This window comes from Labrys okinawensis, assembly GCF_002982075.1.
Classification (GTDB): Bacteria; Pseudomonadota; Alphaproteobacteria; order Rhizobiales; family Labraceae; genus Labrys; species Labrys okinawensis_A.
The window spans coordinates 260,891-284,935 of record NZ_PUEJ01000002.1 but is presented as its reverse complement, the minus strand read 5'-3'; the positions used below and the strand labels follow the sequence as shown (position 1 = coordinate 284,935).

General features: G+C 62.9%; 22 protein-coding genes. 6 read left to right on the top strand and 16 right to left on the bottom strand.

Translation table 11 applies throughout. The features are described from left to right. Nucleotides 1–41: 41 nt before the first annotated feature. Both C5L14_RS04870 and C5L14_RS04865 read right to left on the bottom strand, forming a co-directional pair. Nucleotides 42–893, bottom strand: coding sequence for an NlpC/P60 family protein (locus C5L14_RS04870; RefSeq protein WP_105860923.1), 852 nt, complete (start codon nt 891–893; stop codon nt 42–44). A gap of 207 nt (nt 894–1,100) precedes the next feature. Then, nucleotides 1,101–1,451, bottom strand: a complete 351-nt coding sequence (locus C5L14_RS04865) for a MarR family transcriptional regulator (protein WP_105860922.1) — start codon at nt 1,449–1,451, stop codon at nt 1,101–1,103. 418 nt (nt 1,452–1,869) lie between these two features. On the opposite strand from C5L14_RS04865, the gene C5L14_RS29915 reads away from it, so the two are divergent. From C5L14_RS29915 to C5L14_RS04855, 3 genes are all read left to right on the top strand, one after another. Further along, a complete protein-coding gene (locus tag C5L14_RS29915; protein ID WP_146126835.1) occupies nt 1,870–2,616 on the top strand; it encodes a class I SAM-dependent methyltransferase in 747 nt (248 codons plus the stop codon). Nucleotides 2,617–2,823: 207 nt separating this feature from the next. After that, the gene (locus C5L14_RS04860; RefSeq protein ID WP_245443255.1) at nt 2,824–3,633 is read left to right on the top strand and encodes an ABC transporter permease; all 810 of its coding nucleotides are present in this window, start codon (nt 2,824–2,826) and stop codon (nt 3,631–3,633) included. A gap of 291 nt (nt 3,634–3,924) precedes the next feature. Continuing rightward, complete coding sequence (locus C5L14_RS04855; protein ID WP_105860920.1) at nt 3,925–4,983, top strand: glycosyltransferase family 61 protein; 1,059 nt, start codon at nt 3,925–3,927, stop codon at nt 4,981–4,983. Between the two features lie 136 nt (nt 4,984–5,119). On the opposite strand, the gene C5L14_RS04850 is transcribed toward C5L14_RS04855, so the two are convergent. From C5L14_RS04850 to C5L14_RS04810, 9 genes are all read right to left on the bottom strand, one after another. Next, the gene (locus tag C5L14_RS04850; RefSeq protein WP_105860919.1) at nt 5,120–6,547 is read right to left on the bottom strand and encodes an amidase; all 1,428 of its coding nucleotides are present in this window, start codon (nt 6,545–6,547) and stop codon (nt 5,120–5,122) included. An 80-nt stretch (nt 6,548–6,627) separates the two neighbouring features. Beyond that, nucleotides 6,628–8,007: a leucyl aminopeptidase family protein gene (locus C5L14_RS04845; protein ID WP_105860918.1), complete on the bottom strand. Its 1,380-nt coding sequence runs from the start codon at nt 8,005–8,007 to the stop codon at nt 6,628–6,630. Nucleotides 8,008–8,017: 10 nt separating this feature from the next. Beyond that, the gene (locus tag C5L14_RS04840; protein ID WP_105860917.1) at nt 8,018–8,827 is read right to left on the bottom strand and encodes a YdcF family protein; all 810 of its coding nucleotides are present in this window, start codon (nt 8,825–8,827) and stop codon (nt 8,018–8,020) included. Between the two features lie 35 nt (nt 8,828–8,862). Continuing rightward, nucleotides 8,863–10,188, bottom strand: a complete 1,326-nt coding sequence (locus tag C5L14_RS04835) for an NAD(P)H-dependent oxidoreductase (protein ID WP_105860916.1) — start codon at nt 10,186–10,188, stop codon at nt 8,863–8,865. A 222-nt stretch (nt 10,189–10,410) separates the two neighbouring features. Beyond that, a complete protein-coding gene (locus tag C5L14_RS04830; protein ID WP_105860915.1) occupies nt 10,411–11,655 on the bottom strand; it encodes an NAD(P)/FAD-dependent oxidoreductase in 1,245 nt (414 codons plus the stop codon). A gap of 66 nt (nt 11,656–11,721) precedes the next feature. Beyond that, the gene (locus C5L14_RS04825) at nt 11,722–12,810 is read right to left on the bottom strand and encodes an ABC transporter ATP-binding protein (RefSeq protein ID WP_105860914.1); all 1,089 of its coding nucleotides are present in this window, start codon (nt 12,808–12,810) and stop codon (nt 11,722–11,724) included. An 80-nt stretch (nt 12,811–12,890) separates the two neighbouring features. Continuing rightward, entirely contained in the window at nt 12,891–14,033 is a 1,143-nt protein-coding gene (locus tag C5L14_RS04820; RefSeq protein WP_105860913.1) for an extracellular solute-binding protein, read from the bottom strand. A 28-nt stretch (nt 14,034–14,061) separates the two neighbouring features. Next, a complete protein-coding gene (locus C5L14_RS04815; RefSeq protein ID WP_105860912.1) occupies nt 14,062–14,874 on the bottom strand; it encodes an ABC transporter permease in 813 nt (270 codons plus the stop codon). Further along, nucleotides 14,871–15,752, bottom strand: coding sequence for an ABC transporter permease (locus C5L14_RS04810; RefSeq protein ID WP_105861322.1), 882 nt, complete (start codon nt 15,750–15,752; stop codon nt 14,871–14,873). Before C5L14_RS04810 ends, C5L14_RS04815 begins: the two co-directional genes overlap by 4 nt. 124 nt (nt 15,753–15,876) lie before the next feature. On the opposite strand from C5L14_RS04810, the gene dapF reads away from it, so the two are divergent. Beyond that, nucleotides 15,877–16,752: a diaminopimelate epimerase gene (gene dapF, locus C5L14_RS04805; RefSeq protein WP_105860911.1), complete on the top strand. Its 876-nt coding sequence runs from the start codon at nt 15,877–15,879 to the stop codon at nt 16,750–16,752. A 117-nt stretch (nt 16,753–16,869) separates the two neighbouring features. Here dapF and C5L14_RS04800 read toward each other — a convergent pair whose 3' ends face one another. Together C5L14_RS04800 and C5L14_RS04795 are read right to left on the bottom strand one after the other, a co-directional pair. Beyond that, on the bottom strand, nt 16,870–18,126 hold the full coding sequence (locus C5L14_RS04800) for an MFS transporter (RefSeq protein WP_105860910.1): 1,257 nt from the start codon (nt 18,124–18,126) through the stop codon (nt 16,870–16,872). Nucleotides 18,127–18,194: 68 nt separating this feature from the next. Then, nucleotides 18,195–19,670: a mechanosensitive ion channel family protein gene (locus C5L14_RS04795; RefSeq protein WP_105860909.1), complete on the bottom strand. Its 1,476-nt coding sequence runs from the start codon at nt 19,668–19,670 to the stop codon at nt 18,195–18,197. 153 nt (nt 19,671–19,823) lie between these two features. Between C5L14_RS04795 and C5L14_RS04790 the strand changes: the two genes are divergently transcribed. Together C5L14_RS04790 and aspA are read left to right on the top strand one after the other, a co-directional pair. Next, nucleotides 19,824–20,711, top strand: a complete 888-nt coding sequence (locus C5L14_RS04790; protein ID WP_181161026.1) for a LysR family transcriptional regulator — start codon at nt 19,824–19,826, stop codon at nt 20,709–20,711. Between the two features lie 219 nt (nt 20,712–20,930). Beyond that, a complete protein-coding gene (aspA, locus tag C5L14_RS04785; RefSeq protein WP_105860908.1) occupies nt 20,931–22,355 on the top strand; it encodes an aspartate ammonia-lyase in 1,425 nt (474 codons plus the stop codon). A gap of 19 nt (nt 22,356–22,374) precedes the next feature. On the opposite strand, the gene C5L14_RS04780 is transcribed toward aspA, so the two are convergent. The 3 genes from C5L14_RS04780 to C5L14_RS04770 are packed head-to-tail and all read right to left on the bottom strand — an operon-like array spanning nt 22,375 to nt 23,971. Continuing rightward, a complete protein-coding gene (locus C5L14_RS04780) occupies nt 22,375–22,869 on the bottom strand; it encodes a GNAT family N-acetyltransferase (RefSeq protein WP_105860907.1) in 495 nt (164 codons plus the stop codon). Next, the gene (locus C5L14_RS04775) at nt 22,866–23,393 is read right to left on the bottom strand and encodes a GNAT family N-acetyltransferase (protein ID WP_105860906.1); all 528 of its coding nucleotides are present in this window, start codon (nt 23,391–23,393) and stop codon (nt 22,866–22,868) included. The genes C5L14_RS04780 and C5L14_RS04775 overlap by 4 nt, the downstream gene beginning before the upstream one ends. Next, nucleotides 23,390–23,971 (bottom strand): helix-turn-helix domain-containing protein, encoded by a 582-nt coding sequence (locus C5L14_RS04770; RefSeq protein ID WP_105860905.1) that lies wholly within the window; start codon nt 23,969–23,971, stop codon nt 23,390–23,392. The genes C5L14_RS04775 and C5L14_RS04770 overlap by 4 nt, the downstream gene beginning before the upstream one ends. Nucleotides 23,972–24,045 lie beyond the last annotated feature (74 nt).

Here is a 24,045-nt window from a genome sequence, read left to right as displayed (position 1 = left end):
CTGGTTTCCTCTTCCCGAAGTTGTGAGCGTCCCGCCCCGATTCAGTCCGGTCTGACGATGCTGCGCAAAGGGCTGCCCGCCGCAGCGATGCGCGCGACGCCTTCGGCCAGGCCCTCGACCATCACGGTCATGGTATGGCCGGTGGCGTGGATCATGGTCTCGCCGTCGCGGACCATGGCGACATGGCCCTTCCAGAACAGGAGGTCGCCGCGCCGCATCTGCGAGAGGGGGCCGCCGGGGTCGAGCCTTTCGCCCGGCAGCTCGCGTTCCTGCATGTCGCTGTCGCGCGGGCAGGCCAAGCCACAGGCATGGCGTGCCGTCTGCACCAGCGCCGAACAATCGAGGCCAAGGCTCGATTTGCCGCCCCACAGATAGGGCACGCCGAGGAAACGCTCGGCGACCGCGACCGGATCGCTGTCATTGATGTCGATGGGCCTGGCATGGGCGGCGAAGACGAAGCCCCAATCCGCGAGGCGGAGGAATTGCCCTTCGCTGGCGGCCGCGCAAAGCGCGGAACCATGGCTCAGCGCCAGCATCACCGGTGCCTTGATCGACGGGACGGGGTAGACGAAGCTGCGCAACGCGCCGATGCGATGGGTAGCCGGGCGCGGGGCCGCCAGCGCATTGGCGGACAGCCAACCGACGTAACCATCCCGGCCGGCCTGGCCCCAAGCCCAGCCCTCCATCTCGTCATAGACGGTGAAGGTCTCGCCGAAGAGCAGTTCGGTATCGATGGAGGCGGAAAAATCCGGTTCAGGCCGCAGCGGCACCGCCGTCTCGATCACGCGGCGTTCGCTGCCCTGGACATAGCGCGGCGCGGCGACGATGCCGCGCAGCGAGGCGGCGGCGAGGTCCGGCCGGGCCGGGGTGATGCGACGATCATGGGCAGTCAAAGAGGTCGGTCCTTGAATCGGGGTATGTCTTCAATGGAACAGCTCGGCGGGGGCTGCAAGCTCTTCGCCGCGGCTCCTCGGTGGTCTCAGATCGGATAGGGCCGAATTGGAGGGCCGAGGCCGAGGCCTTGCCCCCAAGCCGTCTCGCGCCGGGCGAAAACGCGGATCACCATCATTCGACCCGGCACGCCGGGCGGGCCGCCTCCTTCACCGCGGCAGGTCCCGGCCGAGAGCAACCAGAATATCACCCAGTTTCTCGACATAGAGCGCGCCGTCCACCGTGCGCTGGATGATGACATTGCGCCGGTCGAACTCGTCGCGTCGCCGCGCGGTGAGCTTGAGCTTGGCAAGGCTGTCGAGGGCACGGGTGATCACCGGCTTGGTGACATCAAGCTTGGCCGCGAGACCGCGCACGGTGTGCGGCGGTGCTTCGAGATAGACGGTGAGCAGGATGGCGAGCTGCCGGCTCGACAGGTCGGGCTGGGCATCGCGCACCAAAGTCAGCATGACGTCATGCCAGAGCCGCAACGCCTGCGCCGGCCGCATCTCCACCGCCATCGCCCTCTGTGCCTCCCCGCTGCTGGAAATTGGAGAAACGAGGATAGGAGCGCAATCACGCAGATTGGGTTAACGAGAGTCGAATCCAAAAGGATCATAACTCCCGGAATCGCCGGTTTTTCATCAGAAATAAGAGTGCGTTAGGTATGCTTCGTTGCATGCATCGAAAACAATGACGAGGGCGCTTTATCTCTCGGCATCTAATTCAGATATATCGAAATCGGCGATTGATGAGAACTTATTGTCGGAAACGAGGAACTATTTCCGACTTGCAATTTGGAATAAATTCTGTGATTTGAAGATGGAGTGGAACTTCGGGTATACATGATAAATGCTGGAGATCATTTATAATGATCTCGTGAAGCTACCTACGTATATTTGAAGTTTGTTGCCATCATGCATAATAAAGGCCTGCAAAATGTCTGATCTATATAAACAGGATGACTCCAATCACAAAGATTACGTAAAGTTAAACGGAGAGATATATTACAGCTTTTTAAAAAAATTTCACGATTTTCTTAATCCAAAAGGTTATTTGGAAATTGGAACCGCCACCGGCGCCTCTCTTGCCAATTCTAGATGTAATTCTATTGCAATTGATCCGATGTTTACCGTATCTCCTGACTCTATAAATAATAAGAGGCCGGTAACGATGTTATTTTCCATGCCTAGCGATCTGTTTTTCGCGGAGTATAACCCGACCTCCTTATTGTCAAAAAAAATTGATATTGCTTTTCTGGATGGATTGCACGAGGCGGAGACCTTACTTCGAGACTTTTATAATACGGAACGGCATTGCAAAAGAAATTCTATTATATTTCTTCATGATATGTTGCCCTTCAATGGCGAAATGACGATCCGGGAATATCCGGGAGGCGCTGTTCCGTGGACAGGGGATGTCTGGAAGGTACTTCCAATTCTAAGGAAAAACAGACCAGGCTTAGATATATATGTATTTGATGCGGCTCCAACAGGTCTTGTGGCAATTACAAATCTGGACCCCGAGTCAAGAGAGCTATCTGATAACTATTATAAAATTTGGAAGGAATGGTCTAATATCGAATTGAAAGAATACGGAGTTGCTCGATATTTTGACGAATGCAATATTATTTCAACGTCATCCGTCAATACAGCTTCAAAAATGAGAAAATTATTTTGGCTATAAGAGGCTTATATCTAAGGCTCCATGGTGGTGGTTTTGAATTTGTATCTACACCATATCGAGATCAAAGTGCCGGTTTGTCATAATTGCATTCCGGAGGACTATGCTCTGTCTCGTGTGATTCAGGTGTTTTTAACCGACCTCTGGGCTGGCAGATACATTACCTACCTTCTGCCATGTTTGTCCAATAGCTGACATATCGGGATGAGTATGGTGACAATGCTTGGATATCAGGTGCCGAGTTTTTGGGGCGCGATGCGACGACAAAGGCAGGTGCTCGCCGCGATCCTTTTGCGCACGATTAGAACTCGATTTTTTGGCCATGGTACAGGCTATCTGGTGGCCGTCGGATGGCCTGTTGCACATATCCTGCTGCTGATTGCGATATTTACCATTGGAGGACGATCGGCACCGTTCGGCGAAAGCGCCGTGCTGTTTGTTGCAACCGGCTCCGTGCCTTTTATGGTTTTTTCCTATCTATCGCGTTTCATGATGGTGGATCTGTTGGCGAACAGGCCACTGTTGGGACTGCCGGAAGTGAAGTTGCTGGATGTTCTAATTGCTAGCGCCGTGCTGGAGATCTTATCGGCTTTTACGGTCGCTATAATCATGATTATTTTGGGATGGTTTTTCGGTGTTCCGTTGGCTCCGCAGGATATGGCTGAGGCATTTGGCGCTATTCTTGCGGCGATTCTGCTCGGATTGGGCGTGGGTGTACTAAACAGCGTCATCATGATGGTGTTTCAGATGTGGATGACGGGCTATATGCTTTTGAATGTGGCCGTCTGGGCGTCGTCTGGCGTCATGTTTGTACCAAGTGCGATACCCGATCCATTCCGAACCTGGTTGTCCTATAACCCCGCTCTTCAGGTCGTTGAATGGATGCGTGCTGCATATTACGAGGGGTACGGCGAGCATTTGCTTGATCGGACTTATACGATTGGCTTCGGTGTTGTAGCCCTCGCGGTTGGTCTCATATTGGAGCGCCTTTTGAGGGGCCATGTTTTATCCATGCGATGAGCAGCCGTTCTTCATAAGCTGGCTCGCAGTGTATTGGCTTGCTGATATTGAGGTAGCTGAGAATTCAGTGTTCGATAGTTAAATTTATTTTCGGTATTATTATGTCAAAAATTCAATTTAGATATAATCTTATTTAATTACTTCATTTGAAAATAGCGCAAGGAAGTTAGAGATGTGGAAATCTACTTTATTGCCATATTGACATGTTAAAGCGCAAAATGTGCCCGTAATTTCCTAGGCAGCAACTTTTACGACCTTCCTCAAATCACACCTCCTGGGGGATGAGTTAAGATGAGTCAGTTCCGTAGTTTAGATCCATTCCCGGCGGAGCACATCAGGAATTCGCTGGTGTTTAGAGACGGGTTGCCCAGCTATGAGTTCTTCCCGGAAGCTATTATAACCCCCCTGGTCAAACGGGGGGCCTGGGGTGTATTTGATGCGCAAGGAAAACCTATAGAATCAACAATTGACTATTGGTTTAAAAAACATATGCCGTTCCAGAAAGCTGAACTTTCTTGTTCGCTTGAGGAGGTCGAGGATAACGCTCAGTCTGGATTTATCTATGGCGGCAAGATATATCCAGACCCTGAAAGAAGTTATGGTCACGTAATACTTGAGAGCCTATGTCACCTTTGGCCTATTGTGAGACATGGATTAAATGGGAGGAGGATTGTCTTTCAATCTGAATTTTCTGACACCGCTCAATGGTATAATATTCCATATATTTTTGAAATAATGAACGCTCTGGGAATAACTGAAAAAGATATTTATGAGTGCCGGAAGCCAGAGCGCCTTCGCGATATCTGGATTCCTGGGCCATGCGTTCAGCTGAATTATGCCGTGACTTTGGAAGCAGCGAAGCCTCTCTACAGAAAAATCGGAGAGTTTCTTATCGAATCCGATGCATCGAAAATTGATAGGCCTGTTTATCTATCCAGAAGCAAAGTTGCGAAGCCATCTAACGGGATTATTGGAGAATCAGAACTTGAGGCGGCCCTACATACTTTAGGTTTCGATATAGTTCATCCGCAAGAACTTTCCTTTAGAGAGCAAGTGTCAATTTTTAGAAGATATAAATCCGTATGTGGGTTTATTGGATCTGCATTCCACACTTCGGTGTTTGCACAAAATTCTTCAAGAATGATTGCGATAAATCATCTTGAAGGAGATTTTTTTCATAACTATTTTCTTACGGATGCAATAGGTGAAAATAAGACAGAAATATACAAGGTTTCAGCCGATATATTACGGGCCTCAGAAAAGAAAGTTCTAGACAGCATTTTCTCTGATTATTTAATTTTTGACCCGAAGGCACTTAGTGAAGAACTGGCTAATTTAGTATTTTTATAGCTTTGAGAAAGCCGGAGCAAAGCGCGTTTAGACAGAAACGTCATTTTGCTTCATCTCTTTGTTTTGACGCGTCTTCTTAATCAGGAAGTCTGTCGGCTTTCTGGAAAATGCTTTAGTTGGCTTAGTCCTATTAAGATCAAGTTATTGTCCTCGGCTCAATCGGCACCAGCCTGCTCAACCCCAGCAGATCCTCCAGCACCGCTCCTGCACTCAGCAGCGCTGCCTCGCCCCGTGGCCGGCCGATGAGCTGGACGCCCACGGGGCGGCCGTCAGTGGTGAAGCCGGCAGGCAAAGCGAGAGAAGGGCAGGAGGTCATGGTGACGACACTGGCGATCTTGAGCCAGTCGACATAGTTCTCGAACACCGTGCCTTCCACTTCGCGGACCCAGCGCTGCTCGATGGCGAGCGGCGGGGTGCAGGCGGCCGGAGCGATCAGCACGTCATAGCGTGAGAAGAAGGCGGCGATATCGTCATAGAGCCTGCTGCGGCGGAGCATGGCGGCGCCGATCGTATCGGCATCGAGGGCGCGGCCCTTTTCGATGTTCCAGATCACGTCGGGCTTGAGCTCGCTGCGGCGCGTCTCGAGCAGGTCGCGCATGCCGGCGGCGTAGGAGAGGGCGCGCAGCGTCTGGAAGGCTTCCGGCACGCCGGCAAAGTCGGGACAGGCCTCCTCGACGATCGAGCCGGCTTCCTCCAGGCGTCTTGCAGCAGCCTCGGCGATCGCCCGCGCCTCGCGATGCACCGGGGTGACGCCGAGCTCGGGCGAGAAGGCGACGCGCCTGGGCGCCTGCCGGCGGCGGGCGCTCTCGCGAAAGCCGACGGCCGGTTCCTCCAGCGACAGCGGGTCCTCGATGTGCCAGCCGGCCATGGCGTCGAGCATCAGGCCGACATCCTCGACCGTGCGCGCCATCGGGCCGTTGACCGGCAGGGTCTCGAACTTGATGCCGTCCGGGCCGCTGGCAACCCGGCCGGGCGAGGGGCGCAGCCCGACCACCGAGCAGAAGCTGGCGGGGGTGCGCAGCGAGCCGCCGAGATCCGAGCCGGTCGCCAGCCAGACCTGGCCGGTGGCGAGTGCCACCGCCGATCCGCCTGAGGAGCCGCCCGCGTTGAGACTGGTGTTCCAGGGGTTGAGGGTGTCGCCGAACACGGCATTGAACGTATTGGCGCCGGCGCCGAATTCGGGCGTGTTGCTCTTGCCGATGGTGATGCCGCCGCGAGCCTCCAGGCGTTCGACCATGATGTCGGAACGCTCGGGTACGTGATCCCTGTAGATCTGCGAGCCATAGGTCGTGCGCACGCCGGCGACGTCGTTGAGGTCCTTGACGGCGAGCGGCAGGCCGCCGAGCCAGTGCGGGTCTTCGCTGGCCGGGGTGGCCATCAGGCGGCGGGCTTGGTCACGCGCCCGCTCGGGGCAGAGCGTGACCATGGCGTTGACCTTGCCGTCCACCGCCTCAATGCGGGCGAGCGAGGCCTCGACGAGATCGAGCGGGCTGACTTCGCGCCGCTTGAGGCGCTCGACGACCTCGCAGGCGGTGAGGCGAATCAGGTCGTCGGCATTGCTCATGGCACAAGTTCCCGAAGGGCTGGACTGGCTTTGGTTCGAGCCGGCTATGCTGCCGGCTCCGGTCGGTCTGTCGGCTGGCTTCAGCCGAACCGCGCCTTGAGATAGGCATAAAGCGCGCGGGCGCCCATCACCTCGGCTCCCTCTGGTCGGCCGGGCTTGGCAGAGGGCGTCCAGGCGAAGATGTCGAGGTGCACATAGGCCCCGGCCTTCTCGACGAAGCGGTTGAGGAAGAGGGCGGCGGTGATCGCGCCGGCAAAGCCGCCCCCGGGGGCGTTGTTGAGATCGGCCACTTTCGAATCCAGCATGGCGTCATAGGGCGGCCAGAGCGGCAGGCGCCAGAGCGGATCGTTCTCGCTGGCGGCGTGGGCCAGGAGATCGGTTGCCACCTTTTCTTCACGGCAGAACAGGGGCGGCAGGTCGGGGCCGAGGGCGACGCGGGCGGCGCCCGTCAGTGTGGCCATATCGACGATCAGCTCCGGTGCTTCCTCGTCGGCCAAGGCAAGGGCGTCGGCCAGCACGAGACGGCCCTCGGCGTCGGTATTGCCGATCTCCACGCTCAGCCCCTTGCGCGAGGCCAGAATGTCGCTGGGGCGGAAGGCATCGCCGGAAATCGAATTCTCGACGGCCGGGATCAGCACGCGTAGGCGCAGCTTGAGGCCGGCGGCCATGATCATGCTGGCGCAGGCGAGCACCGAGGCCGCCCCGCCCATGTCCTTCTTCATCAGGAGCATGCTGGCCGATGGCTTGATGTCGAGGCCGCCGGTGTCGAAGATCACGCCCTTGCCGACCAGCGTCACCTTGGGATGGGCGGCGTCGCCCCAGGTCAGGTCGATCAGCCTGGGCGCACGCGAGGAGGCCCGGCCGACGGCATGGATCATCGGGAAATTCTCGGCCAGCAGTGCCTCGCCGATCACGACCCGGAACGCCGCGCCATGCCGCTCGGCCAGGGCGCGTGCCGCCTCGGCCAGTTCCGCCGGCCCGAGATCATTGGCCGGCGTGTTGACGAGATCGCGCCCGAGCGCCACGGCCTCGGCGATCGACAGGATCTCCTCGCGGTCGATACCATCGGGCGCGATCAGCCGTACAGCCTTTATATCATTGCGCTTGTAGCGGGCGAAACGGTAGAGGCTCAACACCCAGCCGAGGGCGGCGAGCCGGTCGTCATGGCTGGCATTGGCGAATCGATAGGTGCCGACCGGCAGCACAGTGGCGAGCTTGCCGGGCAGGAAGCCGTCGCGATGGCGGGCCGATTCGCCCTCGAGGCCGAAAATCACCCCGGAGAGGCTGCCGTCAGGCCCCGGCAGAACGAGGTGGCGGCCGGGGCTTGCCTCGAAGCCATTGGCGGCGATCCAGTCCCGCTGTGCCTGCGGCAGGCGCTCCAGCACCGCGCCGGCGGTCTCCTTGGTGGCGAACCAGATCGGAACAGCCTCTTCGGCGGCGGCAACCAGATGCTCGGACATGATGGAACTTTCACGGTTCGGGGAAGATCTCGTCGATGCGCCCGCTCAGCCGGTAGGAGAGGAGGCCGATCCACTCGCGCACGGCGAGGTTCACCTGGCGCAGCCCGTCGCTCATCGCATAGAAGGGCCGCAGGCCATCCTGCGGGCCCGCCGTGCGATAATTGACGGGATAGGCCATTACATCGAAGCCGGCCTTGCGAAACAAGGCCATCGAGCGCGGCATGTGGTAGCCGGAGGTGACCAGCAGATAGGTCTCGCCCGGCCTGGGCTTGAGAAGGTCGTAGGTAAAGACGGCATTCTCATAGGTGTCGCGCGAACGGTTCTCGAACAGCATGCGCTCGTCTGGAATGCCGAAGCTGCGGAAAAGCTGCCGTGAGGCGTCCGCCTCGGTGATGTCGCCCCAGATCTGGCCGGCGAGCGAGCCGACGCCGCCGGTGAAAATGATGCGGGCATCGGGAAACTGGCGCGAGAGGCTGGCAACGGCGGTCATCCGCTCGGCCGAATCGGTGAGGGCGGTCTCATGCCGCGTGGTGGAGATGTGGGTGTCGACCGCGCCGCCCAGCACGATGATGCCGGCGATCCTGGTCTGCGGCGCGATCGCAGCCTGCGGGAAACGCTCCTCCAGCGGCTGGATCAGCCAGTTGCCGAGGGGAGACCAGCCCATCACTGCAAAGGCAATAAGCGCAAAGCCCATCAGGAAGCGGCCGAAGCGCTGCGCGCGGCGGATGAAACTCAGGAGCAGACCGAGAAGGCCGAGCACCAGGGCCGCGTTTGAGGGCAGGATCAGGAAGCCCAGGGTCTTGGCGAGATAATAGAACATGGGAAGCGATGTCAGGGTGGCAGGCTGGCGCTCCCTTACGCCGCATCGGCCTTCAGGAAGCGCTGGTCGGCGAGATCGAGCTGACGGCGCAGGCGCACGATGGTGAGGCTGTCGTCGACGGCGCAATTGTCATGGCTGAGCAGTTCGCCCTTGCGGATCGGCTTGGTGACGCGGGCCCGCTCGGCCAGGCCCAGCGGCAGCAGCCGCTCCCGCCTGGCATCCGCCCAGCGCATCGACCAGCCGCGATAATCATATTCGCCGATGCGGCCGAGCACGGTGCCGGGAGCGAGGTCGCGCTTAGCCACCGCCGCGGTCTCGGCCACGGGATGGTCGAGCGGCTGTAGGTCGGCGGTGCCGTAGAGCACGGCGCGGGCGGCGGTGAGCGGTGTCTCCAGGCTGGTGAGATGGTAGGGCCGGTGCAGGGTGAAGAAGGGGCCCTTGCCGACATGCAGGTCGGTCATGCGCTCGAGCACGCGCTGATGATTGGGCTCGACCACGCAGAACACACCCGGTGCCACGCCCTTGCCGATGGTGTAGTCGACGCAGCCGCGCTTGGAGAGCACGCCGCCATGGCTGACCGGGATCAGCACCTCGGCGAGTTCTTCCTTGCTGGCCCGCGGCCCATGCAGGCCGGGCTTGTCCGGCTCGAGGCCGGTGGCATTGGCGAGGGCCACCATTTCCACCATGGTCTTGGAGCCGTCGACGAATTCCACCAGCACGCGCGGGTTCATGTCGCGCGCCGTGGCCTCGGCAACATAGTCGTCGGGCACGGCGTCAAAATTCAGGGCGTTGTTCTTGCCCTTGCCGGCGGCGACCACAGTCATGCCCAGCGCCCGGGCAAAACAGACCAGTTCGAGCGCGGCGGCCGGCTCGTCCCCGGCGGCGCCGGTATAGATGACGCCGGCCTTCTCCGCCTCGGCCTTGAAATGGCGGCCGATGGTGATGTCGGCCTCGACATTGAGCATGACGATATGCTTGCCGTGTCGGATGGCGGCCTCCGCCACGATCGCCCCGGATTCGGGATGGCCGGTGGCGTCGATGATCACCTCGATGCGGCCGGCGGCAGCCAGTGCCTCCAAATCGGTGGTGATGGCGATGCGCCCGGTCTCGATGGCCCGGTCGATCGCCGAGGCATTGGCGACCTCGACGAGCTCGTCGGGCCGGTGGCCGGCGCTCAGGGCAGCCGAGATGGCGTTCTGCGGGCGCGAACGCACGGCGACGGCGCCGATGCGGATGCCCTGCATCAGCGCGATCTGCACGATGAGGTCGGTGCCCATCTGGCCGGCCCCGACCAGGCCGATGGTAACGGGGCCCTTGTCGCGGGCACGTTCCATCAGATCGGCAGCAAAAGAGGGGTTCATCGGGGGCTCCGCAATCTTATCATGCACCGTCTAACCACCAAATCGTGGCGCTGCAAAGGGAAATGGCCATGTCCTTTTGGTGCAAAGAGTCGCCTTTCTGGATGAAGGACGGCCCCTGGAGCAAAGCGCGTTGAGACGGAAACACTGATTTGCCCTCACTCCTTGGCTCGACGCGTCTTTGCGTTTCCTGGCGATTCCGCCAGATCGCAAAACGCTATGGCCCTAAGCACCGAAGCGTTCCGCGCGGTAGGGCGACGGGTCGATGAAGGGTTCTTCGCCAGTCATGATCTCGGCCAGGAGCCGGCCCGTGGCGGGCCCGAGGGTGAAGCCGAGATGCTGGTGGCCGAAGGCCAGCCAGAGGTTGTCGTGGCGTGGTGCCTTGCCGATGATCGGGCGCGAATCGGGGAAGATCGGCCGCGCGCCCATCCAGGGCTCGGCCTCGGCGCGTTCGCCGAGCGGGAAGAGCTTGCGGGCGAGTTTTTCCGTGCGCTCGACCTGCACGGGCGTGCGCGGGGCATCGCGCCGCGCGAATTCGACGCCGGTGGTCAGGCGGATGCCGCGCGCCATCGGGGTGATGACGAAGCCGCCCTGTTCGTCCAGCACAGGGCGGCTGAGGCCGGCATTGCCCTCGGCGCGGTAATGCATGTGGTAGCCGCGCTTCACCGCGAGCGGGAGGCGATAGCCGAGCGGGGAAAGCAGGTCCATCGACCAGGGACCGAGCGCGACGACGGCCTCGCGCGCCTCGACCGGACCGTCTGCCGTGGCGAGGCTCCAGCCGGAAGGTCCCGGACGCAGGCTTCGGGCGTCCTCGGTCAGGACCTGCCCCCCGAGCGCCTCGAAATAACCGGCATAGGCCTTGGTGACGCCGCCGGGATCGGAGACGCTGTGCGGATCCTGCCAATGCACCGCCGCGGTGAAATCGGCCCGAAGATTGGGTTCGAGCGCCGAAGCTTCACCAGGTGTCAGCGCCTTCACCTGGTAGCCGAACTCGGCGGCGAGGGGAAATTCCCGTTTCTCGGCTTCAAAAGCCTTCTCGCTCCGATAGACTTTGAGCCAGCCCGTGTCGCGGAACAGGCCATCGGCGCCGGCCTTGGCCGCCAGGGCGCGGTGCTCGGCCAGGGTGGCGCTGAGCAGAGGCTGCATGAGTCGGGCGGTGGCGAGGAGGCGGTCGGGTGCGGAGTTGCGCCAATAGGCGAGCAGCCAGGGTGCCAGGGCCGGCAGGGCCGACCAATGATAGTTGGCGCCGGGATAGCGCTTGAGCACGACATCAGCGAGGGCGGAAAGGCTGCGCGGGAAGGCGACGGGCAGCAGGGCGGAGCGCTCGACCACACCGCTATTGCCGTAGGAGGTTTCCTCGCCCGGGCCGCGCCGGTCGACCAGCACGACGGAGCGGCCGCGCTGTTGCAGATGCGCGGCGATCGAAGTGCCGACGATGCCGGCGCCGAGAACCACGACGTCGTGGCGCATGGAAAACCCCGTTTGTGCTGAAAAGAACTTTGGTATCGCATGCGGTTCGGTTGGAGCGGCCCGCCGTCAGCCGAGCCTGCGCCCGTTCTCGTCCAGCAGCAAGATGTCCTGGGGCGCGATGGTCAGCGCGACGGCCTCGCCGTCATGCCAGACCCTGTCCTCGATGGTCGCATTGGCCTGCAGCCTCAGGCCGTTGAGGTCGAGGATATAGGCGGCCGTGCCGCCGAGATAGGAAGCGGCGACGATGGTGGCGCGCAACTCGCCGGCATGGCCGCTCGGCGGGCCGAGCCGGATGCGCTGGGCCCGCACCACGCCCGTCGCCCTTGTGCCGGCGCGGGCGCTTGCCGGCGCGACGGCGACCAGTTGCACGCCATTGTCGAGGTGCAAGGCAAGGCGGCCATCGGCCACACCCATGATTTTGCCCTCGATCAGGTTCGACTGGCCGAGGAAGCTGGCGACGAAGCGGGTATCGGGGCGCTTGTAGACCTCCTCGGGCGTGCCCTGCTGCTCGACCACGCCCTTGTTCATCACCACGATGTGGTCGGACATCGCCAGGGCTTCCTCCTGGTCGTGGGTGACGAAGATCGAGGTGATGCCGATCTCGCGCTGAATGATCTTGAGCTCCGTGCGCATTTCCTCGCGCAGATGCGCATCGAGAGCCGAGAGCGGCTCGTCGAGCAGCAGCACGTCCGGCTCGATCACGATGGCGCGGGCGAGCGCGATGCGCTGCTGCTGGCCGCCGGAGAGTTCGGACGGCAGCTTGCGCTCGACGCCGGGCAGGCGGACCATGTCGAGGGCACGCTTGACCTTGGCGGCGATGGTGGATTTGTCCACGCCGCGATATTTCAGGCCGAAGGCGATATTGTCGTACACGTTCTTGTGCGGAAACAGGGCGTAGTTCTGGAACACCAGGCCGATATTGCGCCTATGGATCGGCATGGTGTCGATGCGCTTGCCCGCCACCACGATCTCGCCGGCGGTCGGCTGGACCAGGCCGGCGATCGAACGCAGGATCGTGGTCTTGCCGCAGCCGGACGGGCCGAGCAGGGTGACGAAGTCACCCTTGCGAATGGAGAGGTTGACGTTCTTGACGGCAACGAAATCGCCATAGGCCAGATTGACATTGGTGAGTTCCACGGCCGTCGGCTTGGTCATCAGTTACGCTCTCGTTCTTGACACCGGCTGCGAATGCAGCCGGGCCGGCGAAGCTCGCCGGCCCGGAGTTCAAAGGGCGATCAAGCACCCTTGGCGATGCGGTCCCAGGTCTTGGTCCACTCGTCGGTGTGCTTGTCCCAATAGGCGGCGTCGGCGAAGGTCAGCGAGGCCATCTTGCCGGTGGGGTCGAAGGCCGGCAGCGCCTTGACCTTGTCGGTCAGCTTCACCTTGGTGGGATCGAGCGCGGGCGGATAGCTCTGTCCTTCCGCCACGGCGATCATCACCTCGGGCTGCAGCATGAAGTTGAGCAGTTCCTCGCATTCGGCCATCGGGGCGCCCTTGAGCACCAAGAGGTCCTCCATCCAGGCATAGGAGCCGGGCGGATCGAGATAGCCGATCGGCGCGCCCTGGGCCTGCAGGGCGGCGACGCGTCCCGACCAGGCGTCGGTGACCACCACCTCGCCCTTGGAGAGCAGGTCCATCAGCTCGGCGCCCGACGACCAGTATTTCTTGGCGAGGTCGCGCTGCTCGCGGACCTTGTCCCAGACGGCATCGATGTCCTTGATGGCATTGGGGTCCTGCCCCAGGGCGAGCGCCGCATACCAGACGCGGGTGATCATGTTGCCATAGCCGCCGATCTTGTCCTTGTATTTGGGATCGAACAGCAGCTGAACGCCCTTCTCCTTGGCTTCGGCCTCGGAGATCACCTTGGTGTTGTAGGCGATACCGGTGGTGCCGTAGTCGTAGGGGACGCAGGACAGGTCCGGCGAGATCTTGCGGAACGGCTCGTACATCACCTGCATGATGTTGGCCATATTGGGGATGTTGGCTTCGTTGAGCTTGGTGGTCAGCCCGGCATCGACATAGCGCTTGTAATATTCGACCCCGGAGGAATGGATCACCTGGAACTCGCCGGGCGAAGCGGTCTTGACCTTGGTGATGATCTCGTTCTCGTCGCCGAAGGTGCCCTGCACCACATTGTTGCCGGTCTTGGCCGTGTAGGGCTTGAAGGCGTATTTATCCATCGCCTCCTGCACGCTGCCGCCCCAGCCGTCGAAGCGCACGTCCTTGGCGGCGGCGAGTGCCGAGCCGCCCCATTTCAGATTGATGCCGGCAGCGGCGGCCGCCGCCGCGGTGAGGCCGAGGAAGGTGCGCCGGCTCATGCCGCCATCGAGATAGCGCTCCTTAAGGCGCTCCAGGCGCCTGGTCTGCGACATTTTCATTGGTCTGGTTCCCCTCCTCATGGTGGTTTCAACGGATGCCGCGGGCGAGATAGCGGGCAAGGCCGCCGCCGATCAGCGGCACGCCCACGGTCAGCAGGATCATCAACGCGCCGAGGGCGTTGATCTCCGGGCTGATGGACACTTTCAGCATCGACAGGATCTGAGTCGGCATGGTCTCGACGCCCGAGGGGCGCCAGAACAGGCTGGCGGTGACGTTGTCGAAGGAAATGGTGAAGACGAGCAGCAGGCTGGCGATCACCGCCGGCATCAAGAGCGGCAGGGTGATCTCGCGGAAGGTGTGGAAGCGGTTGGCGCCGAGCGACAGGGCCGCCTCCTCATAGACCCGCCTGATACCCACCAGCCGCGACTGCACCACCAGGATGACATAGGGCAGCGCCAGCATGATGTGGCCGAGCACCAGCAGCACAAGCGTGCGCGGCTGCTGGGCCCAGCGCATCAGGAGCAGCAGGCCGACGCCGAGCACCGTCTCCGGCACCAGGGCCGGGGCGATCAGCAGCGTGTTGATGAACTGTTTGCCCGGAAAGTCGTAGCGCACCAGTGCCATCGCCCCCATGATGCCGAGCACCGTGCAGATCACCGCGGTGATCAGGGCGACCCAGAGCGAGGTCTTGAAGGCGCGGATCACCGCCTCGTTCTCCATCAGCTTGCCGTACCAGCGCAGGCTGAAGCCGGTCATCGGGAAGCCGCCGAACTGCGAATCGTTGAAGGAAAGGATCACCACCACCAGGATCGGCGCGAACATGAAGATGTAGACCAGGACGGTGAACACTTTCACCGCCCGCCAGGACCAATCCTTTTCCGCGCCGGGCAGGTCGCTCATTGGCTCAACCCCTTGAAGATGCGCGACAGGCCCATATAACGGCTGTAGATCGCGGCCACGATGCCGAGCAGCACCAGCAGCACGAGGGAGAGCGTCGAGCCGAGCGGCCAGTTCAGCTGCGTCATGATGGTGTCGTAGATCAGATTGCCGAACAGGGCGTCGCGGGTCGAACCCAGAACTTGCGGGGTGACGTAGCTGCCCGCCGCCAGCACGAAGCAGAGCAGGAGGCCGGCCATCAGGCCGGGCAGGGACAGCGGCAGCACCACCTCCCGGAAGGCCTGGCCCTGGGTGCAGCCGAGCGTGCGCGCCGCCGAGATCAGATTGCGGTCGATGCCCTCGAGGCTGACATAGATGTTGAGGATCATATAGGGCAGCAGGAAATGGATCATGCCCATGATCACTGAGCCCTGGGTGTAGAGCATGCGCAGCGGCTCGGAGATCAGGCCGAGCTTCATCAGCACCACGTTGATGATGCCCTGTTCGCCCAGGATGTGGATCCAGGAGAAGGTCCGGATGGTGAAGCTGATCCAGAAGGGCACGATCAACAGGAGCAGCAGCAGCCATTTGTGCCGCGTGCGCGTCATCGCGATGAAATAGGCCGGCGGATAGCCGAGCAGTGCGCAGAGGATGGCGGTGATCGCCGCCACCTTCACCGTCTTCCACAGGAAGAGGTGATAGAAGCTGTCGGTGAAGAATTCGTGCCAGTTCGCGGTGGTGAAGACCTGTTTCTCCACCCCGGCCGTGACAAACTCATAGAAGCTGTACACCGTCATGATGACGATGGGGACCACCATCAGCACGGTGAGGACGATCAGGGTCGGGGAGAGCAGATACCAGGGGCGCAGCCGGTCGCGTGCAGAAAGCTGCTGGCCTGCCATCATGTCCCCACGCTGTTCCCTGGAAGTAATATTTGTTTCGTTCAGGGTGGATCTTCTCTAGGCATGTGTCAATTGCCGGACAATCAAATCCGGCCGTGAATGCCCCCGCCATGAGGCTCGTCCGATGCTGCTGTCCGACTATCTCGCCCAAGCGGTGCCGCCCGGCCTGCCGGGATTGAAACCCTTCATCAAGATGCATGGCCTCAGGAACCATTTCGTCATTTTCGACCAGCGCGTGCATCCACGTGCCTTGCCGGTGGCCGATATCGTGCGGCTGTGCGACGTCGAGGCCGGGGTTGGGGCCGAGCAGGTGCTCACCATCGAGGCGCCGACGCCGGCGGGTACGGCGGGGGGAAGCTATGCCCGCATGCGCATCTTCAACATAGACGGGCGTGAGGCCGGGGCTTGCGGCAACGCCACCCGGTGCGTCGCCCATATCCTGCTGGAAGAAAGCGGGAGGGATGAACTGGTGCTGGAGACGGGCGGGGGCCTGCTGGCTTGTCGCCGGGCCGGCCCCATGGCCGTGGCCGTGACGCTCGGGCCGATCCTGATGGAATGGGAGCAGATTCCGCTCGCCCGCGAGGCCGACACCGCCCATCTGCCGCTCGCCAGCGGGCCGCTCCGCGATGGCCTTGCCCTGAATATCGGCAATCCGCACGCGGTGTTCTTGGTTAGGGACCTCGATGCCGTCGATGTCAGGGCGGTGGCGCCGGTGATCCAGAACGATCCGCTGTTTCCGGAGGGGGTCAATGTCGGCGTGGCCGAGGTGGTGGATTCAGCCACGCTGCGCCTGAAAGTCTGGGAGCGGCCGGGCATCCTGACGAAAGCCTGCGGCACCGGCGCCTGCGTCGCCGCCTATGCCGCGCGCCTGCGTGGGCTCGTCGACGGCAACAGCATCACCGTGCATCTGCCGGGCGGAGCCCTCTCCGTCGAACTGCTGCCGGACGGGTACGCCGTGATGACCGGGCCGGTGGCTCTGTGCTGCTTCGGCTATGCATAGGTTCCAGGGAGCGCGGACGTCCTCGTCCGCTCTTGGAAACGCCGCGCTTGGGGATCAGAGGGAGCGGACGAGGACGTCCGCGCTCCCGGGGAAAACCGGCTGGCGACGGCTTACCCCTCAAGCATGGCGCAGGCGCGAGCTGAGGCCTGAAATCTCGATGACGGTGGCCGCCACGGCCCCCTCGGCGCGGGGCCGAGGCGGCGGCATGCGCGTGCCGATGGTGAACATCACGGCGCTGGCCGCGGCGAAGGCGGCGAAGGTCAGGAACATGCCGGCGCCCCCGAAGGCGCCGAGCATCACGCCGCCGATCGCCGGACCGAAGAAATTGCCGATGGTCGAGAAGGAATGGGCGCCGAAATAGCTGCCCCGGTTGCGGGCATTGCAGATACCGTCGACCAGCAGATATTCGGACGGCACCACCAGGATCTCGCCGATGGTGAACAGCACCATGAAGAGCGCGAAACCGCTGAAGCCGGTGGAGGCCAGGAAGCCGAGTTCGCTGGCCAGGATGAGGACGCAGCCCAGCACCATGGCGTGGAGGGCGCCGACCTTTTCTATCAACCGGCGGGCGAACAGATTGCCGGCGAGCACCACCATTCCGTTGATCGAAAGGAGATAGGCGAAGAGATCCACGCCGCCTTCCAGCGTGGCGCTGAGATAGGGCGCCAGGGTGGCTGACCATTGGCCGTAGACGGCGATCAGCAGCGTGCCGCCGCCGACGAAGAAGGTCAGGCGCGGATCGCGGATCGCGGCGCGGATGCTGGCGATGATGGAGACGCGTTCCTCCGTTGCCTCGCTCCCGGCGGCTTTCGGTTCCGCCGGCACACCGACCAGATGCAGCGCGAAGGCGAAGGCGGCGTAGATGCAGCCGGCCAGCGTGAACAGCAGGCTGAAGGCGGTGCCGGCGGCCACTCCGATCAGCGGGCCGACGGCCCAGCCGGCATTCACCGCCATATAGCGCCAGGAGAAATATTTGAGGCGCAGCTCCGGCGGGCAGATGTCGCTCATCAAGGCGCGCGAGATCGGCTCATAGACCGCGATGGAAATGGCGGCGACGATCTGGGCGGCGCAGAAGGCGGTGACGGATTGCGCAAATCCCATGCCGATCAGCGAAAGGGCCGTCAGCACCAGCATCAGGACCAGCATGAATTGCCGACCGACGCGATCCGACAGCGATCCGGCGACCGGAGCGGCGATGGCGCCGAGGAGCGGGCCGGTGCCGAGCAGGACGCCGATGGCGGCCGGCCCCAGCCCAAAGGATTGCTGCAGTTTCACCGCCAGGAAGGACAGGCTCATCGCCCGGGCGACATTGACGAGGCCCGATCCGGCGACCAGGAAATAAACGAAGCGCAGGCGGCGCGAATCGGGGGTCATCTGACAAGTCCGAGGGATCGGGAAGGCCATACTATGATCGGAGTGCGGACTTCCAGTCCGCTCTTCCGTCACGTCTTGAAGAAGGCGCGGATCTGCGCCAGGAACTGTGCCGGCGGGCCCGGCTGCGCATAGAGGGCTGCCGCTTCGTCGCGGGCGAGGAAGGCCTGGCCCCGGCGAACGGCGGCCTCGAATGCCTCCGCCAGGCCGGGTTCGGCGGCAAGAACGGGATCGAGATCCTCCTTGCGAAGTTCGAAGACGATGCAGCGGGTCAGCGCCAGAATCGTGCCCGGATTGGGGGCGCCGGTAATCACGCCGAGCTCGCCGAAGTGATCGCCCGGCCCCAGACGTCCCACCACATGCGAATGGTCGCGGATGGTGCGGCTCGCTTCCAGCACGCCGGAGGCAACCACGATCAGGGAGGATAGGGACCCGCCTTGCGATGCCAGCGTCGCCATCGCTTCGAGATTGCGCTTGATCATTTTCGTGGACAGATCTGTCCGCTGCTTCGGCGAGAGTTCGCGGAAGAGCGGAATGTCGCCAAGGAGCTGTTCGGGCGGCAAGGTCTCCAGTGGACCGAGATTGACCTGGACCGGCCCGATCGGGGTCGACATCGCGCCTGGATTGACCAGCCGGATGCCGTGATAATGAAATTGCCGCAGCACCTGGCCGAGCAGGGCACTCTTGACCTTGCCGAGATGGTCGGTATGCGCCACCGAAAAGCTGATGTCGTAGCTGTTGGTGCGGGCGCCGATCCGCGCCAGCGAAGTTCCCGGAGCGGGACTGGCGAGCACCTGCGCCGTCAGCAGGGCCGCATGGCGCAGATATTCCAGCACGAGGTCCGGCCGGGCCGTGGAATCGCAGGCAACCTGGATCGAATCGTCGCGCCGGGTGCTCGGCCGGCTGCGATTGATCACGCGCGACTTGGAGATCAGGCTGTTGGGGATGGTGACGATGTCGTTGCCGTCGGTGCGTACATGGATGGAGCGCCAGTTGATCTGGACGATCACGCCCTCGAAGGAGCCGTCTATGGTGATGCGGTCGCCGACCACATAGGGGTGCTCGATGCCGACAGCGATGCCGGCGAAGACATCGGCCAAGGTGTTCTGCAGCGCCAGGGCGAGCACCACGGCGATGATGCCGGAGGTGGCCAGGAGGGCGCGGACCGGCAGGTCGAACACGAAATTGACGGTGGCCAGCACGGCCGCGACATAAGTGAGGCCGGCCAGCAGGTCGGAAGCGATCTTGGGCTGGCTCGATTCGCGCTTTTGCCAGAGGATCAGCGGCAGAATGCCGACTGTCAGCCGTGCGCCCAGCAGCCACCACAGGGCAATCAGGCCGCGCTGCCAGGTGGCGATGCGCGTGTCGGCGTCGAGCACCGGTGCGGCCGGCATGCCGCCGACCCGCAGGATCAGCAGGGTGAACAGGCAGAACAGCCCCGCGGCGACGCCGATACGCAGCCAGGCTGGCTGCCAGCCGATCCGCCAGTTGAGGATGATCACGGCGGCGAGGACCGTGGCGAGGATCAGTTCGGAAAGCAGCGACAACGGAGCCACGCAGCTGGACGAAAGGGCGGCATGATTGCATCACTCCGCGCTGCATGCCAGAGCGGGAATGCGGCAGGGCCATGAGGAAGCCAAACATGGCAAACATCCGGCTCCTCGGCGCCTGCCCGACTGGTCACACAGGAAGGAACGGCCTTGGAACTGAAATGGCTTGAGGATTTCCTGAGCTTGGCCGAGACGCGCAGCTTTTCGCGCTCGGCGGCGGACCGCAACATCACCCAATCGGCCTTCAGCCGGCGCATAAGGGCGCTCGAGGTCTGGCTCGGCACAGAGCTCTTGGACCGCAGTACCTTTCCGATCACTCTGACCGCCGACGGCAGGCAGTTCCGCGAGACGGCGGAGGAAACGGTGCGCCTGCTCACCCTCAGCCGTTCGCAGTTCCGCAGCCGTCAGGAGGGCAGCAACCTGCCGGTTCTGGCCGTCACGGCGCTGCATGCCCTCTGCCTGACCTTCCTGCCGGGCTGGCTCACCGAAATCCGGCGCAAGGTCGGCCCGTTGACGAGCCGGGTGCTGCCGGAGAATTTCCACACCTGCATCCAGGCCCTGGTGGAAGGGGGCTATGATGTCCTGCTCACCTTCCATCATCCCAATATCTCGGTGCCGCTCGATCGGGAGCGCTTCGCCTTTCGCACGGTGGGGCGCGACAGCCTGGTCGCGGTGGCGGCGCGCCCGGAACGCCGCAGCTGGCCGGGCGGCGACGACCGGGTGCCGCTCCTGCACTACTCGCGCGGTTCTTTTCTGGGCCTGCTCGCCGCCATCGCCCAGGCCCGCGAGGGCGCACCGGCGACCTATCTCGCCCATACCAATGAGGGCTCGATGGCCGAGGCCTTGAAGTTCATGGCGCTGGACGGCCATGGTGTGGCCTGGCTGCCGCGCAGCCTGGTTGCCGACGAGATCGCCGAGGGTTCCCTGACGGTGATCGCGCCGGAAATGCCGATGGATATCCGGCTCTACCGAAGCGCGGACCGCTCCCGGCCGTTCGTCGACCGTGTCTGGAGTGCGGCAACGGGGGCTCGCGGCTGAAGGTTATGCAGATTTGGAATAGGCTTTGCCGCGATAGCATTGGCGGGGAGTCCCGCTCAGGCGTATGAGCCTTTCCTGCCCGGCGGAACGGAGCCGGCAAGACAAGATCTGCCTCGTGCCGCTCCGCTCTTTCACCATTCACTGACGCGCGCCTGCGCGCCGCGCTGCAACTCGCCATCGCCTGGGGAGACCCTGGCGCATGGCCGGAGGAAACCTGCCTTGTCCGAGACCGCATTCCGCCTCGAGCACGATCTGCTGGGAGACCGCGAAGTGCCTGCGTACGCCTATTATGGCGTTCATACCCTGCGGGCCGTCGAGAATTTCCCGATCAGCGGCCAGACGCTCGCGACCTGCCCGGACCTGATCCGGGCCCTGGCCTCGATCAAGCAGGCGGCGGCGCTGGCCAATCGCGAACTCGGCCTGCTCGACGACAAGCGCACCGCCGCCATCGTGGCGGCCTGCGAGGAGATCAGGGCCGGGGCGCTGCACGACCAGTTCGTGGTCGATCTCGTCCAGGGCGGTGCCGGTACTTCCACCAACATGAATGCCAATGAGGTGATCGCCAACCGGGCGCTCGAACTCCTCGGCCATCGGCGCGGCGATTATGGCCGGCTGCACCCCAACGAGCACGTCAATATGGGGCAGAGCACCAATGACGTCTATCCGACCTCGCTGAAGATCGCGGCCTGGTTCGGCATCGGCCGGCTGATCGAGACGATGGGAGTTCTGCGCCGCGCCTTCGAGGCCAAGGCGGAGGAATTCGCCGACATCATCAAGATGGGCCGCACGCAGCTACAGGACGCCGTGCCGATGACGCTGGGCCAGGAATTCGGCACCTATGGGCTGATGCTGGCCGAGGACGAGGCGCGGCTCGCCGAGGCGGCCGGCCTGATTCGCGAGATCAACATGGGCGCCACCGCGATCGGCACCGGCATCACCGCCCACCCGCTCTATGCCGGTATCGTCTGCAGGCGCCTGGCCGAGATCACCGGCATCGACCTGATCACCGCGCCCAATCTGGTCGAGGCCACGCAGGACTGCGGTGCCTTCGTGCAGCTTTCGGGCGTGCTCAAGCGCGTCGCCGTGAAGCTCTCCAAGACCTGCAACGATCTGCGCCTGCTCTCCAGCGGACCCCGGGCCGGGCTCAACGAGATCAACCTGCCGGCGCGCCAGGCCGGCTCCTCGATCATGCCGGGCAAGGTCAATCCGGTGATTCCGGAAGTGGTCAACCAAGTCGCCTTCGAGGTGATCGGCAACGACGTCACCATTTCCTTCGCGGCCGAGGCCGGGCAGCTCCAGCTCAACGCCTTCGAGCCGATCATCGCCTACAGCCTGTTCCGCAGTGTCGAACATCTGCGTGCCGCCTGCCTGACGCTGGAAAAGAACTGCATTACCGGCATTACCGCCAATCGCGAGCGCCTGCGTGCCAGCGTCGAGCAGTCGATCGGCATCGTCACGGCTCTCAATCCCTATATCGGCTACCGCCATGCCACCGAAGTGGCGATGGAGGCGCATGCCACCGGCCGCGGCGTCTACGAGCTCGTGCTGGAGAAAGGGCTGATGCCGCGCGAACGGCTCGACGCGGTGCTGCGGCCGGAGAACCTCACCCGGCCGCAGCCCTTGGAGATGAAGCTGGAGCCGTGATTGTCAAGGTCTGCCGGCATCAGCCGTTCAGCGTCTTCTGCATGAAGACGAGGTCGAGCCAGCGCCCGAATTTCTGGCCGACTTCGGGCATGCGTGCCGTTTCGGCGAAGCCGAAGCGCCGGTGCAGGGCGAGCGAGGGCTCGTTCCCGGCCTCGATGCCGCCCAGCATGACATGCTTGCCGGCATCGCGGGCCGTGCCGATCAGGGCGTCCAGCAGAGCGGCTCCGGCGCCCTGGCGGCGTGCCGCCCCGGCGACATAGATCGAGTGCTCGACCGTGTGGCAATAGCCGTCGAAAGGTCGCCAGTCGCCATAGCTGGCATAGCCGATCGCCGTCCCCTCGGCGTCGGCTACGAGGATGGGATAGCCCTGGCTCCTGCGCATCTCGAACCAGGCCCGGCGGTTGTCGAGGTCGACGGTGTTCCAGTTCCAGATCGCCGTCGAGTTCAGTACGGCGTCATTATAGATGGCGAGGATATCGGGCAGGTCGTCCGGGGTGGCGGGGCGGATGATCATCGATCCAAATCTTTCCAGAACAGGGTGGTGTCGCAATAGCCGCCCTGCGGCCAGAGCGCATAGCGCGGGATGACGCCGGCCTTCTGCCAGCCGAGCCTGTGATAGAGCCGCTCGGCCGAAGAGCCGGTGGCGGTGTCGAGGCAGAGCACGATGCGTCCTTTCGCCCGGGCGCTCTCCTCCAGGGCAGCCATCAGTGCGCCGGCGATGCCGAGATTGCGGCCGCGCCGATGCACCATCAGTTTCTGCACGTCGGCGCGATGGGGCTGGTTCGGGCGGTTTTCCGGGCTCAGCAGCACGGTGCCGACCGGCTGGCCGTCGAGATAGGCGACATGCAGCAGCGTGCTGCCCTCGGCTACCCGTGCGGCGACGCCGCGCCAGAAGGCCTCGGCTTCCTCACGGGGGAGCGGCAGCATGAAGCCGATGGAGGCCTCCCCCTCGACGCAGTCGATCAGGATCTCCGCCAAGGCGGGAACGAGCGCCTCGGCCTGTTCGGGCGTTGCGATGGCGATATGAAGGGCGGTCATCGGGAAACCTGTCGCGAGGGGCAGAGCATGACGCAGTAATGCGCCGGCCCATCGCCCGGATTGTGGAACATCACGAGCTTGTCGAGGCGCATATGCAGACAGTCGCCCGGCTGGAGCGGAAAGGTTTCGCCATCGACCGTCATGGTGAGGCTGCCCGATTGCAGCCAGACCAGCTGATCGAAGGGCGTCGCCTGCGGTTCGAAGGGAATCAGGGCACCGGCGGGGAGCTCGACCTCGACAAGGTCGAGGATGCCATTGGCCGTGGCGGGTGAAACGGAGCGGCGCAGATAGCCGGTGGCCGGATCGCGCCAGAGCGGCTGCTCGGCCCGGCGCGCCAGCGGCGAGGCGGCAGGCTGGGCTGTCGCGAACAGGGTCGACAGGCTCACGCCGAGGCCGCCGGCGAGGCGGGCCAGCAATTGGGCGGTGGCACTCGACTCGCCGCGCTCGATACGCGAGATCATGGCACGGCTGACGCCGCTGGCCGCGGCGAGCTGATCGATGGTCAGGTGCATCCGGCCACGCAACGCCTTGATGCGGCCGCCCAGCTCCCTGTCGATGGCGGTATCGCTCGATTCCATAATGTGAGATTATTTATCCATTATAGTGGAGTCAAGGCGGAAGAGCCTGTTGCGGATCGTCCGGGAGGCGCCTA